Source organism: Streptomyces sp. NPDC048416, assembly GCF_043200435.1.
Taxonomy (GTDB): Bacteria; Actinomycetota; Actinomycetes; order Streptomycetales; family Streptomycetaceae; genus Streptomyces.
Genome location: NZ_JBICXU010000003.1, coordinates 340,643 through 353,469, shown reverse-complemented (window position 1 = coordinate 353,469; position 12,827 = coordinate 340,643). Strand labels below are relative to the sequence as shown.

14 protein-coding genes and 1 pseudogene are annotated in these 12,827 nt (G+C 72.1%); 6 read left to right on the top strand and 9 right to left on the bottom strand.

Annotated elements, in window-relative coordinates:
* Positions 1-289: 289 nt before the first annotated feature.
* The 3 genes and pseudogenes from ACGFW5_RS06365 to ACGFW5_RS06355 form a co-directional block, all read left to right on the top strand.
* Positions 290-1,291 (top strand): annotated as a pseudogene (locus ACGFW5_RS06365) (SPFH domain-containing protein); the annotation flags it as partial.
* Positions 1,292-1,386: 95 nt separating this feature from the next.
* Positions 1,387-2,286, top strand: a complete 900-nt coding sequence (locus tag ACGFW5_RS06360) for a hypothetical protein (RefSeq protein WP_393833025.1) — start codon at positions 1,387-1,389, stop codon at positions 2,284-2,286.
* Positions 2,287-2,506: 220 nt separating this feature from the next.
* A complete protein-coding gene (locus tag ACGFW5_RS06355; RefSeq protein ID WP_393833024.1) occupies positions 2,507-2,776 on the top strand; it encodes a hypothetical protein in 270 nt (89 codons plus the stop codon).
* A 23-nt stretch (positions 2,777-2,799) separates the two neighbouring features.
* Here ACGFW5_RS06355 and ACGFW5_RS06350 read toward each other — a convergent pair whose 3' ends face one another.
* Both ACGFW5_RS06350 and ACGFW5_RS06345 read right to left on the bottom strand, forming a co-directional pair.
* Positions 2,800-3,624, bottom strand: coding sequence for an SAM-dependent methyltransferase (locus tag ACGFW5_RS06350; RefSeq protein WP_393833023.1), 825 nt, complete (start codon positions 3,622-3,624; stop codon positions 2,800-2,802).
* 191 nt (positions 3,625-3,815) lie between these two features.
* Positions 3,816-4,691: an ABC transporter substrate-binding protein gene (locus ACGFW5_RS06345; RefSeq protein WP_393833022.1), complete on the bottom strand. Its 876-nt coding sequence runs from the start codon at positions 4,689-4,691 to the stop codon at positions 3,816-3,818.
* 251 nt (positions 4,692-4,942) lie between these two features.
* On the opposite strand from ACGFW5_RS06345, the gene ACGFW5_RS06340 reads away from it, so the two are divergent.
* Complete coding sequence (locus ACGFW5_RS06340; protein WP_393833021.1) at positions 4,943-5,473, top strand: hypothetical protein; 531 nt, start codon at positions 4,943-4,945, stop codon at positions 5,471-5,473.
* Positions 5,474-5,666: 193 nt separating this feature from the next.
* Here ACGFW5_RS06340 and ACGFW5_RS06335 read toward each other — a convergent pair whose 3' ends face one another.
* Complete coding sequence (locus ACGFW5_RS06335; RefSeq protein ID WP_393833020.1) at positions 5,667-6,326, bottom strand: chaplin; 660 nt, start codon at positions 6,324-6,326, stop codon at positions 5,667-5,669.
* Positions 6,327-6,719: 393 nt separating this feature from the next.
* Here ACGFW5_RS06335 and ACGFW5_RS06330 point away from each other — a divergent pair, with 393 nt between their 5' ends.
* On the top strand, positions 6,720-7,448 hold the full coding sequence (locus tag ACGFW5_RS06330) for a hypothetical protein (protein WP_393833019.1): 729 nt from the start codon (positions 6,720-6,722) through the stop codon (positions 7,446-7,448).
* 264 nt (positions 7,449-7,712) lie between these two features.
* On the opposite strand, the gene ACGFW5_RS06325 is transcribed toward ACGFW5_RS06330, so the two are convergent.
* The 4 genes from ACGFW5_RS06325 to ACGFW5_RS06310 form a co-directional block, all read right to left on the bottom strand.
* A complete protein-coding gene (locus tag ACGFW5_RS06325; RefSeq protein ID WP_393833018.1) occupies positions 7,713-8,432 on the bottom strand; it encodes an MgtC/SapB family protein in 720 nt (239 codons plus the stop codon).
* 166 nt (positions 8,433-8,598) lie between these two features.
* Positions 8,599-9,345, bottom strand: a complete 747-nt coding sequence (locus tag ACGFW5_RS06320) for a hypothetical protein (RefSeq protein ID WP_393833017.1) — start codon at positions 9,343-9,345, stop codon at positions 8,599-8,601.
* On the bottom strand, positions 9,345-9,917 hold the full coding sequence (locus ACGFW5_RS06315) for an RNA polymerase sigma factor (RefSeq protein WP_393833016.1): 573 nt from the start codon (positions 9,915-9,917) through the stop codon (positions 9,345-9,347). The genes ACGFW5_RS06320 and ACGFW5_RS06315 overlap by 1 nt, the downstream gene beginning before the upstream one ends.
* The gene (locus ACGFW5_RS06310; protein WP_393833015.1) at positions 9,914-10,159 is read right to left on the bottom strand and encodes a hypothetical protein; all 246 of its coding nucleotides are present in this window, start codon (positions 10,157-10,159) and stop codon (positions 9,914-9,916) included. The genes ACGFW5_RS06315 and ACGFW5_RS06310 overlap by 4 nt, the downstream gene beginning before the upstream one ends.
* A gap of 698 nt (positions 10,160-10,857) precedes the next feature.
* Here ACGFW5_RS06310 and ACGFW5_RS06305 point away from each other — a divergent pair.
* Positions 10,858-11,604, top strand: a complete 747-nt coding sequence (locus ACGFW5_RS06305; protein WP_393833014.1) for an alpha/beta hydrolase — start codon at positions 10,858-10,860, stop codon at positions 11,602-11,604.
* Between the two features lie 123 nt (positions 11,605-11,727).
* Here ACGFW5_RS06305 and ACGFW5_RS06300 read toward each other — a convergent pair whose 3' ends face one another.
* Together ACGFW5_RS06300 and ACGFW5_RS06295 are read right to left on the bottom strand one after the other, a co-directional pair.
* A complete protein-coding gene (locus ACGFW5_RS06300; protein WP_393833013.1) occupies positions 11,728-12,375 on the bottom strand; it encodes a hypothetical protein in 648 nt (215 codons plus the stop codon).
* A 61-nt stretch (positions 12,376-12,436) separates the two neighbouring features.
* Positions 12,437-12,631 (bottom strand): hypothetical protein, encoded by a 195-nt coding sequence (locus ACGFW5_RS06295; protein ID WP_393833012.1) that lies wholly within the window; start codon positions 12,629-12,631, stop codon positions 12,437-12,439.
* Positions 12,632-12,827: the final 196 nt, after the last annotated feature.

The following is a 12,827-nucleotide window of genomic DNA, read 5'->3' as shown; positions in this document are numbered from 1 at the left end:
GAGGGCCATCCCGCCCGAAGGGCCCCAACTCCCTTGATCGGGCAAAGCGAAGTTAAAGCGCCGACATCCCGCCTCGGATGACCTCCCCCGCCGAATCGCACCGCGGTCCCGCCTTCGACGCACCCCGCGCGCAGCCTCGAAGCACCTCCCGCGCACCTTCGACACCGTTGAGTGAACTCGCTTCGAGAGAGGCGGGCGCCCGTCCCCCTCGCACCCCTCTTTTACGTCACCTTGACGAGAAAGACGAGCCCGCCTATCGTCAAGGTGACGAAAAGAGAGGGGTTCTCCCATGGCCGACATCTCCAGGCGCTTCGGCTGGCGCCATCTGCGCTCGGCACCCACGTCGCACGTCCGGCACCACAGGAACGGCGCCCTGGCTCATGACGGAGCCGGGCTGAGCTTCTGGTTCAGGCCGCTGAGCGCCGCACTGTCGGAAGTCCCGGTCAACGACCGGGAACTGGCCATGGCCTTCCACGCGCGTACCTCCGACTTCCAGGACGTCACCGTGCAGGCGACCGTGACGTACCGGATCAGCGAGCCGGGCACCGCCGCCGACCGGCTCGACTTCTCGCTCGACCCGGACACCGGGATCTGGCGCGGCGACCCTCTGGAACAACTGTCGACCCTGCTCACCGAGACGGCCCAGCAGCATGCGCTGGACGTACTGGCGCGCACCGAGCTGTCGGCCGCGCTCGCCGACGGCGTCGCAGCGGTACGCGAACGGATCGCGACCGGGCTCGCGACGGAACCCCGGCTGCCCGCGACCGGCATCGAAGTGGTGGCGGTGCGCGTGGTCGCGATCCGGCCGGAACCCGAGGTGGAGCGTGCGCTGCGGACTCCGGCGCGGGAGCGGATCCAGCAGGAGGCGGACCGGGCGACGTACGAACGACGCGCGGTGGCCGTCGAGCGGGAGCGGACCATCGCCGAGAACGAGCTCGCCAGCCGTATCGAACTCGCCCGGCGCGAGGAGCAGTTGGTGGAACAGCGCGGCACCAACACCCGTCGCGAGGCGGAGGAGGCAGCGGCGGCGGACGCGGTGCGCACCGAGGCCGAGGCCGCCCGCACGGTACGGCTGGCCCGAGCCGAGGCGGAGGCCGCCCGCGCGGCGGGCGAGGCGCGGGCCGGCGCCCAGGATGCCTGGCTTCGGGTGCACGGTGAGGCGGACACGGCGACCCTGCACGCTCTCGCCGCGACCCGGCTGGCGGAGAACCTGCCCCGGATCGACAGCCTCACCCTCTCCCCCGACCTGCTCACGGACGTACTGGCCCGGCTCGGCCGGGGTGGCCGGGGTGAGCGAAGTGAGCGGGGTGACCGGGGTGAACCTGGTGCACAGGGTGAGCGGAGTTCATCGCGTGAACCGCGTGAACCTGGACGGGGTGAGCCGTCGTGAGTCTGGCGCCTCGCGCGGTGCTCGTTCATCGCGCATCGGAGTACGAGGAGTTGCTGGCCCGGCACGGCACGCACGGCCAGGCCGACTTCTTCCTCTCCACGCGGGGCCGGAGCATCCGTGAGGTGGCCGACCGTCATCACCGGACGCTGCGTGCCCTGGCCGACGTGGCGGCGGCGATTCCTCCGACATGGCGCCAGGCCCGCGTCGAGCGCGCCGACCTCGACCGCTTCCTGTTCGCTCCGCAGGACGTCGTCGTGGTCGTCGGACAGGACGGTCTGGTCGCCAACGCCGCCAAGTACCTCGCGGGTCAGCCGGTCATCGGGGTCGACCCCGAACCGGGGCGCAACCCCGGAGTGCTGGTGCGCCACCGGCCCTCCGCCACGGCGAAGTTGCTGTCCTCGGCGGCGTCACACGGCCGCACGGTCGAGGAATTGACCATGGTGGAGGCATACACCGACGACGGCCAGCGGCTGCTCGCGCTCAACGAGATCTACCTCGGCGCACCCAGCCACCAGACCGCCCGTTACCGCATCGGCCCCGACCACCCGGACGCCACCTCGGAGGCGCACGCCTCGTCGGGTGTCCTGGTGGGTACGGGCACGGGGGCGACCGGCTGGTTGCGCTCGCTGTGGCGGCAGCGCGCGGACGCACCGGCGCTGCCCGGCCGTGCCGATCCGCGCCTGGTGTGGTTCGTGCGCGAGGCATGGCCGTCGCCGGTGACCGGCACCTCGCTGGTCGAAGGGGAGCTGTCCCGGTCGGAGCGGTTGCGGATCACCGTCGAGTCGGACCGCCTGGTCGCGTTCGGCGACGGGATGGAGAACGACGCGCTGGACCTGACGTGGGGTCAGTCGGTGCGCGTGGGGGTCTCGGACACGGCTCTGCGGCTGGTGGGTTGAGGCGTACGGCCCGATCAAGAGCCCGTGTTTTGCGGGGCGTCGCTGAGGCGGCGCCGTCGGCCGGCCGGTGCGGAACGACGGGCTCGAAGGCCTGCGGCGGCGAGCCCGTCACGCCGGTTCGGGCCCCAAGCGGTCGCGCGTCAGCGGGCCGTGACGGACGATTGTCAGTGGCGTACGGCATCGTGAACGGTGAGCCCGTACTGCCGAGGGAAGGCCGCCGATGACCACCACCGTTGTGATGACATCCCATGAACGCTCAGCCGCCCAGGCCTATCTGCGCCTGCTGAGCACCGTGCGGGCCGCCCTCGACGCGCCCCCGGACCGCCCGCAGGCCCCGCTCGCACTTGAAGGGGTCATCGCCGAGGCGGACGAAGCGCTCGCGCAGGCGGGGCTCGCGGGCAATGAGGCCGCGCTCTTCACACTCGTGGGCAGCCTGCACACGGGCGGGCACACGGGCGGGGCGCCCTCGTCCGGGCCGCCCCGGCCGTGAACACCCCGCTGCGGGGCGCGGGCTCAGCGCTTGAGGCCGACACCGCCGTACATCGCCACCTCGTCGGGAAGTTCACCGGCCGTGTCCGGGCGCCAGCGCGAACACGACACGAGCCCGGGCTCCAGCAGGTCGAGCCCTTCGAAGAACCGGGCCACCTGCTCCGGGGTGCGCTGGGTCAGCTTGGGCGTGCCGTGCTGGTTCCAGAACGCCACGGCGTCGTCGACGTCGGGCATCGCCGGGCTGGTGATGGTGTGCGAGAGAACGAGGAAGCTGCCCGGGGCCAGTTCCTTCATCAGATCGCGTACGAGCCCGCGCGCCTCGGCCTCGTCCTCGATGAAGATGACGACGCCGAGCAGCATGAGAGCGACCGGCCGGCTCAGATCGAGGGTCTTCGCCGCGTGCTCCAGGATGGTGGCGCTGTCCCGCAGGTCGGCGTCGAGGTAGTCCGTGCGCCCTTCGGGGGTGCTGGTCAGCAGGGCGCGGGCGTGCGCGAGGACCAGCGGATCGTTGTCCACGTAGACGATCCGCGCCTCGGGCGCCAGACGCTGGGCGACCTCGTGGGTGTTGTCGGCGGTGGGCAGCCCGGTGCCGACGTCGAGGAACTGGCGCACGCCCCGGTCGGCCACCAGATGGCGCACGGCCCGCCCGAGGAAGAGCCGGTCGGCCTGCGCGTAGTCGCCGATGCCCGGGTGGAGCGCGCGGATCTGGTCGCCGGTCTCCCGGTCGACGGGGTAGTTGTCCTTGCCGCCGAGCCAGTAGTTCCAGATCCGGGCGGTGTGCGGCTGTGCGGTGTTGATGCGGTCACGCACATGGTCGGGCGTCGAGGAGGGTGCGGGGTTCTCGGTCACGGGTGTGTCTCCTGGGGTGCGTCGCTGCGTCAACGGCCAATGTAGATACTCGCGTTGCGACCTGTCACAGGGAACGTGCCGTATCTCAAGAGGTGTCGCCGCGTGACCGGCCGGTGAGGGCCGCGCCGTGGCCCGGGGGCGGGGCGGCACGGCCTGCGTTCGGCGGTTTCGGCCCAGCCCCCGACGCTCCCTCAGACAGCCCCGTCGCACTCCTCGGCCGCGGCCGCCAACCGCTCGAAGAACGCGGCGTGGGCGGCGGCGCTGCACGGGAGCTCCGGGTTCCAGGCGATGACGCGGGCCCCCGCCTCCAGGGCGCGCCACGACGCGTCGGACCGTAGCGTGTCGAGGGGAGCCGCGTTCGCCCTGATGTCCACGAGGACGATGTCGGGGCGCAGTTCGGCGGCTGTCGCCCAGTGCGTGGTGAGCCAGCCCGTGCCTGGTCCCTGCCCCGGCTCGATCAGTTCCACCCCGCACCGCGTCAGGTCCCGCAGCTCGGTCCAGGCCTGCGGGCGGGCCAGATGGACCTGCTCAGGACCGGCCGGGGAGAGGGCGAGGACGCGCGGCCGGGGTGTTTGCCGGGCGGCCGCACACAGCCGCTCCTCGGCGGCGGCCAGTGCGGTGGTGTCCTCGGCGGGCGCGCCCAACGACCGCGCGAGCTCGGCGAATCGGCCCCTTGTTCGCGCCAGGGTGCCCGCCTGCCCCACGTCGAGCACGACCACCGGGACGCGCTCCTCCAGGTGCTTGGCGGTGTCGGGGTCGAGCCCGTACACCTGACCCCCGCCGTAGCTGACGGCGACGACGACATCCGGTGCGACGGCGAGCAGCGCCTCCACGTCGAGGTCGCCGCCCGCCCCCAGATAACCGACCTCGTCCAGGGGCAGCGCGCCGCGCTTGGCCGGGTCGGGCCGCGGCCCGTCGTGGAAGGACCCGAACACGGCCACCGGGCGGACGCCCAGGTCCTCCAACGTGGCCCCGGCCTGGATGTAGGCCACCACGCGGGACGGCGGTCGCGCCGCCGTCGACACCTGTCCACGGTCGTCCGAGAATCGCCAGGGCTGCTGCTCCATGACGTCATCCGCCCCCAATGCGGTCGAGTGGCCGGGCTCGGGGAGAGCCGGTCCGGCCCAAAGGAGCCGGTACTTCGCTTGCCTGCCCAACGCCCGTGGTCATCACGCTTGTTGGCGGCCCGATCCCCCAACTACCCGCCTTCTGGACGACTTTGGCGAAAGGCTTCGTGTCCCCGGCGCACCGGTGGTTTCGAGCCGTTGGAGCAGAAGCGGGGGGACGGCGGGCGGGGCAGCTTCTAGTCTGCTGGGCCATGAAGACGACACGCCTCGCAGGTCTTGGCCTCGCCGCGGTCCTTTCATGCGCCGGCGCCCTGCTGTTCGCCGTGGGCACGCCCGCGAACGCCGACACGGCCGATCTGACGTTCAGCACGGATACGGCCGCGGTCACGCCGGGCTCCACCGTGGACGTGTCGATGACGCTCACCAACACGCAGTCGACCGGGATCAGATTCGTCTACCAGTCGATCCGGCCGACCTGGGAGACCAGCCGGCAGCCGGATCTGAAGTACGCGGTGGTGTCCTGCCGCACGGAGGACGCTCCTTGCGGGTTCGACGGCGCCGGCAACCTGGGCCGCGCCTATTCGCTTCCCCTCGCCCCGGGCGAGAGCCGCACGGTGACCCTGACCTATCGCATCGCCGTGGACTCCGCGTGCGGGCGGAGCCTGGGCTTCTCCTCGTACCTCTACTACGAGTACGGCGGCGGCCTGTTCGCCACCAGTGACACGAGCGACACGTACTGGAGCCCAGTCGTCCGGGTCGACTGCCCGCCCGCACACTCCTGAGCCGCGCCGCCGCACGGCCGTGGCCCCGGTGTGCGCCAACACCGGGGCCACGTCTGCCGCGCGCCTGCCGCGCCAATGCCGCACGCATGCCGCACGCCTGCCGCGCGGCCTGCTTCGGGCCGACCGCACGGTCTGCGCCCGGCCTGCCGCGCGCGCGGTGCGCGCGTCGTCCGCCGGGGCGTCCTTCGGATACCTAGCGCTGGGCGCCGCGGGACCTCCGGTAGAGCACCCCGCCGCCCAGGAGCAGCGCGGCGGAGGCGGGAATCGCAAGGCCGAGCCCGTCCGCGCCGGTGTGCGCGAGCGTGGCTGCCTGGGGCAGCTGCTGCGGCACGGGGTTCGCACGCGTCACGGGCGGTGCCGGGGCCGGCTTGGGCGCCGGGGCGGGCGGCGGCGCGGGGCGGTGCCGGACTGGCGGCGTGGTGTGGTTCACCGCCGTGTTGCCGACAGCCGGGTTGCCCACGCCCACCACGCTGACGGAGTTGCCCGCGATGTTGACCGGCAGATCCACCGGAAGCTGGAGGCCGTTGCCGGACAGCAGCCCCGGCGAATTCCCCCCTGCCCCGGACGCGGAGGCGCCCCCGCCGTTGCCCGAGTGCGCCGAACCCGGCCGCGCGCCGTGGTGGGCACCCGAGACGTTGGCGCACGTGTTGCCCGCCGCGGGGTTGAGCAGGCCGAGCACGTCGACCGTGTTCCCGCAGGCGTTGACCGGGAGGTCCACCGGAAGCTGCACGGCGTTGCCCGCCAGCAGCCCCGGGGACGAGACAGCGCTCCCGCCGGCGCTGGAGTCCGCGTGGGCGTAGCCGGCCGCTGCCAGCACACCGCCCGTGGCCACCACCGTGACCAGACCCTTCATGGCGACCCGTCTCATTGGTTTCCTGCCTTCCGGAGTTGGTCGCGGGCCACTCGCCCGCACCGCCATCAACGCCGCCAGGGCCAGATGGGTTATGCCTAATACGCCTTTCACTCCATCGAGTGGCCTGATTTTCGATTGAAACTGATTAGTAAGACTTACGTCGTTATGTGCGTATGCGTGGCATACGGCGCGATGCCGTACAGGTGATCGAAAAGGGTGGGGGCGGCCGGGGTTCCGCGTGCGCCCCATGGCAGGATCGGCCGAAGGCCGGCGGGGAGTCCCTGGCCGGGGCGGGTGTGGGGGTTCATGGTGCGCGGGGAGACGGACGTCCGGATACGGACGGTGGAGCCGGGGCCGGGGGTCGCGCAACGCGCGCTCCCTGTCGCCGCCCCCGTGACCGAACCGCTCGGGGCGGCCGAACGCAGCCTCAAGCGTTTCGTACGTTTCCTCGCACGGAACCTGCGCCGCGAGTTCCGCTCCGTCGTGGTCGAGCCGGTCCGGGCCCTCGTGCGGCGCGGGCTGTCCGGCGCACTCCTGGCGGTCTGCGCATCGGCTGCGGTGCTCCTGCTGCACGCGGTGGACCAGTCGCGGACGGGGTCCGTCCTGGTGCGGCTCATCTCCCACGTACGGGGTGACATCCCGCTCCCGCTCGTGCTGCTCCGTACGCCCCTCTCGTTGTTCGTCCCCGCGCGCGACATGGCGGCCCTGCCCGGCATCCCTGTGCTGTTCCTCGCGTTCGCGCTGGCCCAGTTGGTGCTCGGCCTCCGCAGGACCCTGCTCGTGGCGTACGCCGTCTCACTCGCGGGCACGCTCAGCGCCCGCGTCATGATCGCGGCGGGACCGCGGTGGTGGGGGCTGCCGCCGGAGGCGGCCCAAGTCATCGACACCGGTGCGTCGGCCGCCGTGGTCGGTCTCTTCGCCCACATCGCCACCGTGAAGCGGGCACCGGTGCTGTTCGTGTGCGCCGTCGGCCCGACGGTGCTGCGGTCCTTCGAGAAGCCGAACCTGGCGGGCCGCGAGCACATCGTCGCCATCGCGTTCGCCGTGGTGCTGGGCCTTCTCGCTTCCCGTCGGCCGAGGAAAACCGTGCCGCACGCCATGGAACGGCCCGCGACCGCCTGACGCGGGCCGCGGTCCGCGGCCCGCGGGCCGGGCGAATACGAACACCGCCAGGTCGGGAGAAGGCCGGGCCCGGAGACTGGCCGGGTCGGGAGACGGCCGGGCCCGGAAGCTGGTCAGGCCCGGAGATTGGCCGGCTCCAGAGACTGACCGAGTTGGGCGACTGGCCGAGTTGGGAGACTGAGCGGGTCCGGGTCCGGGTCCGGGTTCGTAAGCCGGGCCAGGCGGAAGCGGGGCAGCCCCGGCGGAAGACCGGCCCGGGCGCGTTCACTCGTCCTCGTTGCCTCCGCGGCTGCACGCCACCACGCCTGCGACATCCGCGAACCGGGCGGTCAGCGCGCTGGGGTCGCCGCGGCCGGCCGCCGAGATCAGAACCTCCCCCATCTCCCCCGTGCCGCCCGCCCTGAGCATCTGGAGCCCCGCGACGGTGAACCCGGCGCGCTCGCACTGCTCCATCAGTTCCTGAAGGAGGCCGGGCCGCTGTTCGTACGTGATCCGGAAGTGCGAGGCCACCGACCGCATGGCGGGCAACCGGTGGACCAGGGGGCGGACCACGTACGCGGCGACGAAGTACGCGGCGGCCGCCAGGATCGACAGGAGCGGCAGTCCCGCAGCCGCGGCGGCGCCGACGGCCGCCGTCAGCCAGATCGTCGCCGCCGTGGTGAGGCCCTGGACCGAGCCCCGGTGCACGAAGATGACCCCGGCACCGATGAAGCCCACCCCCGACACGATCTGCGCCGTCACGCGCGACGGGTCGAGCTCGATGGTCCCGGCGTGCAGCACGTCACCGAAGCCGTACTTGCTGACCAGCGTGAACAGTGCGGCGCCGACGCCGACCGTCGTGTACGTCCGCAGGCCCGCCGCCTTCTGACGGATCTCCCGTTCGAGGCCGATGGCGGCCGACAGCAGGAACGCCAGGCCGAACTCGCCCGCCTGGAGCCAGCCCTGCCCCGTGGGCTCCACCGCCCCGGCCGCCAGCAGCACCATCCCGCGCCCCTTCCCGCTCAGCCCTCGCCCACCGCACGAACAGGCTCTCCCTACCCATGGAGCCACATTCCATGGCGCTCCGCCCGCACGGCCGCCCCGGTCGGGGCCGAACGCGGGGTGGCGGCCACCCGAGGCCGGCCCCGCGCGGGCGAGCCCGGCTCGCGCGTCAGCGTGCGGCGAGTTCGCGCGGCAGGTGCGGATAGCGCATGAACAGCCGTACTTCCTGGTTGCAGGGGAAGTCGCGGGCGAATCCCTCGGCGAGTTCGGTGCGTCTGCGTACGGGCTGCGGCAGATGCCGGTCGCGGGCGAACCCCAGCGTTCGCGCGAACACCCGCCACAGCCGGGCATCGGCCGCCGTGCCGACCGCCGCGTGATAGGCGGCGAGCAGGTGGGCGGCGAGGGGGTCCCCGGTGCCCGCGGCGAACCGCCACCAGTACAGGGCGCTCTCGCGCTTGTCGAGGGTGTAGAGCAGACAGGCGAAGGTGCGCGCCCCCGCACCGTCGTAGTGCGCGTCGAACGCGGCCAAAGTGTCTATGTCGTTGGAGCGCAGCACGATGTCGCACAGCTGCTGGACGTACCCGAATACGGCGATCTGGGCGACGGCCGGGTCGTGGACGATGATCGGTGTGGGACGGCGGCGGATGCCGCGCCGGGTACGGGGCCTGCTCGGTCCGCCCGCGGCGGTGGCCGGGCCCGGCGGCGGCGGGGCGAGTTGGACGACCGGGAGCGGCGTGCTGCGCGGCGAGGCAGGCCCGGCGAGGGCGGCGGCCGCGGGCAGCTGCTGGATCCGGCCGGGGCGCCGGGCGTCCTCGGCGGCCCGGGCGGCCAGGCGGTGCATGAAGTGGTCCGTGCTGTGGGCGGCGACTTCGGCACGCAGGTGCTCCGCCTGTTTCTTCAGGAGGTCTTCCAGCATCAGGAGTCCCCTTTCTCCACGTCAGGAAGGTCCGTGCGCATGAGAGTTTCCAGCTTCTTCTTGCCTTTGCAGGCATTGGTCTTCGCGGCGTTCTCGGTGATCTCCAGTCGTCGGGCGATCTCCTTGTAGGTCAGTTCGGCGAGGTGGTGCAGCTCCAGGCACTGGGCTTGGAGCGGGGCGATCGTCCGCAGGTACTCCACCGCCCGGTCGAGGCGGTCGCTGCCCCGCAGTTCGGTGAGGTAGGCACTGTCGGGAGGCTCGGCGACGCTGCGTTCGCGGGAGGAGATACGGACGCGGCGGCGGTAGAAGTCGACGATCGCGTTGTTGAGGATCCGGTGGGCCAGGGCGATCGGGTTGGGATGGGCGAGGATCCGTTCCGCCTTGCGGTGCATGACGAGTGCGGCCTCCATGAGGGCATCGTCCGCGTCGTGCAGATTGCGCAGCCGGTACTGGGCTATGCGCAGGAACTCGTCCTTGTGCCGACGGAAGAAGGAGTCGAAGTCGGGGGGCAGCGCGGGCCGCTCCGGGTCGGGCTCGATCAGGTGGTACTCCTGGCCGGGGGCGTCGTTCACCGGTCCGCCTCCGAGTCCTGGTGCGCTGCCTGCGCGAGGTCCTGGTACAGCGTGAGGGCGTGTGGGCCGAGAGGCCGGCCGGAGCCCGCGGCGGGCCGGCGGGCGGGCGTCCCGGCAGGGGCGGTGGAGCGGTCCTGCGCGGCGATGCGCAGTGCGTGCCGTACGACGGCTTCGAAGCACACGGTGATCGTCCGGTAGGCGCCGACAACGGCGAACGCGTACCAGGTCAGGTGTAGCCCCACGAAGCCCTCCTCGTTCTTTCGTTGGAGCCCCGGAGCGCACATCTTCGTGCCGGGGCGGAACATCTGTGTTCTCACCCCTGCACACCGAAACCGACCCCCGTGCGGGTTACCTCCAGGACACGCGTTCCCAGCGCAGAGCAACCGTACGATCACCCCAAGTGCCATGACCTGCACCGCAGTTCACTCGTGTGACCGACGTCACAACTGTTGCTCCCGCGTACGTCACGCGCACGAACCCACCGCTCACCCGCGCTCCCCTGCCCGGATCGGCGCGTTCCGCCCGTCGCAGTCGCGATCATGGAGGCGCGGGAGGCCACGGCGGCCTCCGGGGCAAGGGCGCTGCCGGCGTCCGGCCCCTCGCCGGCTCTCCAGACCGCGGGCCCCGCTTCCCGACGCGAGGAGCGCACCGGGGCTGCCGTCCGGCGGGGCCGTGCCGCCGGTCACCGCGACCAGTGCGCGCAGGCCGCCCAACGCGCGTCGGTATCGGGACATGGGTGCGTCCTCGGTGGCGAGTCGGAAACTCGTTGGGCGGACGGGGCGACCGCTGCTACATTTCCGCCAGGCCGTGCGAGAGATCGAGGAGGTGGTACCCGTGAACGCAGTATCGACATGGGTGCTCTCCTCCGGGGTCACGGTCGGGCGATAGACAGGTCGTCGTCCGGGAGCGCCGTTCCAGTGCACTCCCGAAAGGCACGACCATGCATCTCACCTTCACTTCCGAGCAGCGCCTCGACGACGGCGTCCTCGAACGCGCATTCACCCTCGGCGACGTCCCCGGCATTCTGTGGACGCCGGCATCGGCATCCGCGAGCACGCCCGCACCGCTGATTCTGCTCGGCCAGCCTTCCCTCGGGCTGCGCAAGATGTACCCGCGGCTGGTGGGCCGGGCCCGGCACGCCGCGGCGGACGGCTTCGCCACGGCCACCCTTGAGCTCCCCGACTGCGGCGACCGGCCCCGATCGGCCGCCGCCGAACAGGCCCGCGCCGACCTGCGTCGGGTCATGCAGGCCGGAGAGCCGGTCAGCGACGAGATCGTCGACGCCCTCGTCCTGCCGCTCGTCGAGAAGGCGGTGCCGGAAGCGCAGGCCGCTCTTGACGCCCTCCTCGCGTTGCCCGAGATCGGGGGCAAGGTCGGATACTCGGGCGGAGTGATCTCCATCGGCATCCGGCTGGCGGTGGTCGAACCGCGCATCGCGGCCGCCGGTCTGTTCGCCGGCAGTCTCGTGCCCCGCACCATGTTCGATGAGGCCCGCCGGGTGACCATTCCCCTCCACGTCCTGCTCCAGTGGGACGACGAGGGGAACGACCGTCAGGCAGCCCTGGACCTGTTCGACGCCTTCGGCTCCAAGGAGAAGACCCTGGTCGCCAACATGGGCGGACACACCGGCGTCCCGCAGTCCGCGGGGGACGACGCCGCCCGGTTCTTCACCCGCCACCTGAAGTGAGATCGGGCGCGAGCACCGGCAGCAGCCGGTAGCTGACACCGACGGCCCGCCCCTCGCCGAGGGCGGGCCCCAGTCCCTCCGCAGCCATGCCTTTTGCACCACGGGTTCCTGCCCGTCGGCAAGTCACGACGGCGCCACCGTGGGGTCGGTGGGTGCGGGCCCCGCTGCACGGGAAGGCGTCGGGTCCGGTGCAGCCGTGGTCGTGACGGGCGCGCCGACCGTGGCAGGCGCGCCGACCGTGGCGGGCGGCGGTACTTCCATGCCCTTGGCGCGGCACCAGGTAATAAAGGCCTCGACGCTGTGCCAATTGGCCGCGATGGTGCGGTGCAAGGCCTGCTGGTCGTGGCCGGCCGACCATGTGCCGCGCACCCGGGTGCCACAGCCGCAGGCGCAGGGGCGCAGGTCCGCATCATCGTCGAAATAACCAACGGGGTTGCGGGCCATGGCGGGGAGCGGGTCGTCCCTGCCGACGAGGCGTGCGGAGATGGTGTGGCCGGGGGGCAGGACATCCCCGTCGAACGCCCTGCGACCGTCCTCGCGGGTGTGCCAGCGCTCGATGGCGATCACCTGGCGGATCACGCCGCCGCCGACCACTGCCACGTAGTGCTCGCCGTCGGCGCGCTCGCCGACCCGCCACCAGCCCCGGGCGGCGAGCGTGGTTTCGTCGGGGCTCATGGTGGGGTCCCAACCGACCAGGCTGCGGCGCAGGACCGGGTCGTCGAGTTCCTGGTCGCCGATGTAGCGACGCGGGCCGAGCCGGACACGGAGCACGAGGCTCTCCTTCACAGGTGGCGGGGCGAACCGTCCCGGTCCGCCCCCGGTTTGGGTGGGGCTACTTTCGGAAAATGCCCGCGGCCACCATCACGGAGATCACAAACGTGAGGGTTGCGCCGGCGCCGATCACGGAGTCTCGGGCGGTCTTGGCGGCGGACGCGCCGCTCCAATGGGCGAGGATGCCGCCGCCGGCCGCGCCGAGCAGTCCGGCCTCGGCGACGACGATGAACAGCAGGAGGTGGAGCTCAGTCACCGCACGACCTCCGCGCCGCGGGCACGGAGGCCCGGGCCCCCTGCTGCAGTCTCGCTCGGATAAGCGCCCCGGCTCGCAATGAATGTGCCGTGACCTGCATCTTCTTCCGCCTCTGCGTCCATGCCCTGGCGGGCTGCGGATGGACCAATAGAGCGCCGGTAGCAGAACCGGCCCAGACATGCTCACCGTATCGGCA

Excerpts from the sequence above, each read along its gene's own strand:
- ACGFW5_RS06355 (WP_393833024.1), top strand. The coding sequence starts at position 2,507 with ATGACCACCACCGTTGTGATGACATCCCATGAACGCTCAGCCGCCCAG.
- ACGFW5_RS06345 (WP_393833022.1), bottom strand. The coding sequence starts at position 4,691 with ATGGAGCAGCAGCCCTGGCGATTCTCGGACGACCGTGGACAGGTGTCG.
- ACGFW5_RS06340 (WP_393833021.1), top strand. The coding sequence starts at position 4,943 with ATGAAGACGACACGCCTCGCAGGTCTTGGCCTCGCCGCGGTCCTTTCA.
- ACGFW5_RS06335 (WP_393833020.1), bottom strand. The coding sequence starts at position 6,326 with ATGAAGGGTCTGGTCACGGTGGTGGCCACGGGCGGTGTGCTGGCAGCG.
- ACGFW5_RS06325 (WP_393833018.1), bottom strand. The coding sequence starts at position 8,432 with ATGGTGCTGCTGGCGGCCGGGGCGGTGGAGCCCACGGGGCAGGGCTGG.
- ACGFW5_RS06320 (WP_393833017.1), bottom strand. The coding sequence starts at position 9,345 with ATGCTGGAAGACCTCCTGAAGAAACAGGCGGAGCACCTGCGTGCCGAA.
- ACGFW5_RS06305 (WP_393833014.1), top strand. The coding sequence starts at position 10,858 with ATGCATCTCACCTTCACTTCCGAGCAGCGCCTCGACGACGGCGTCCTC.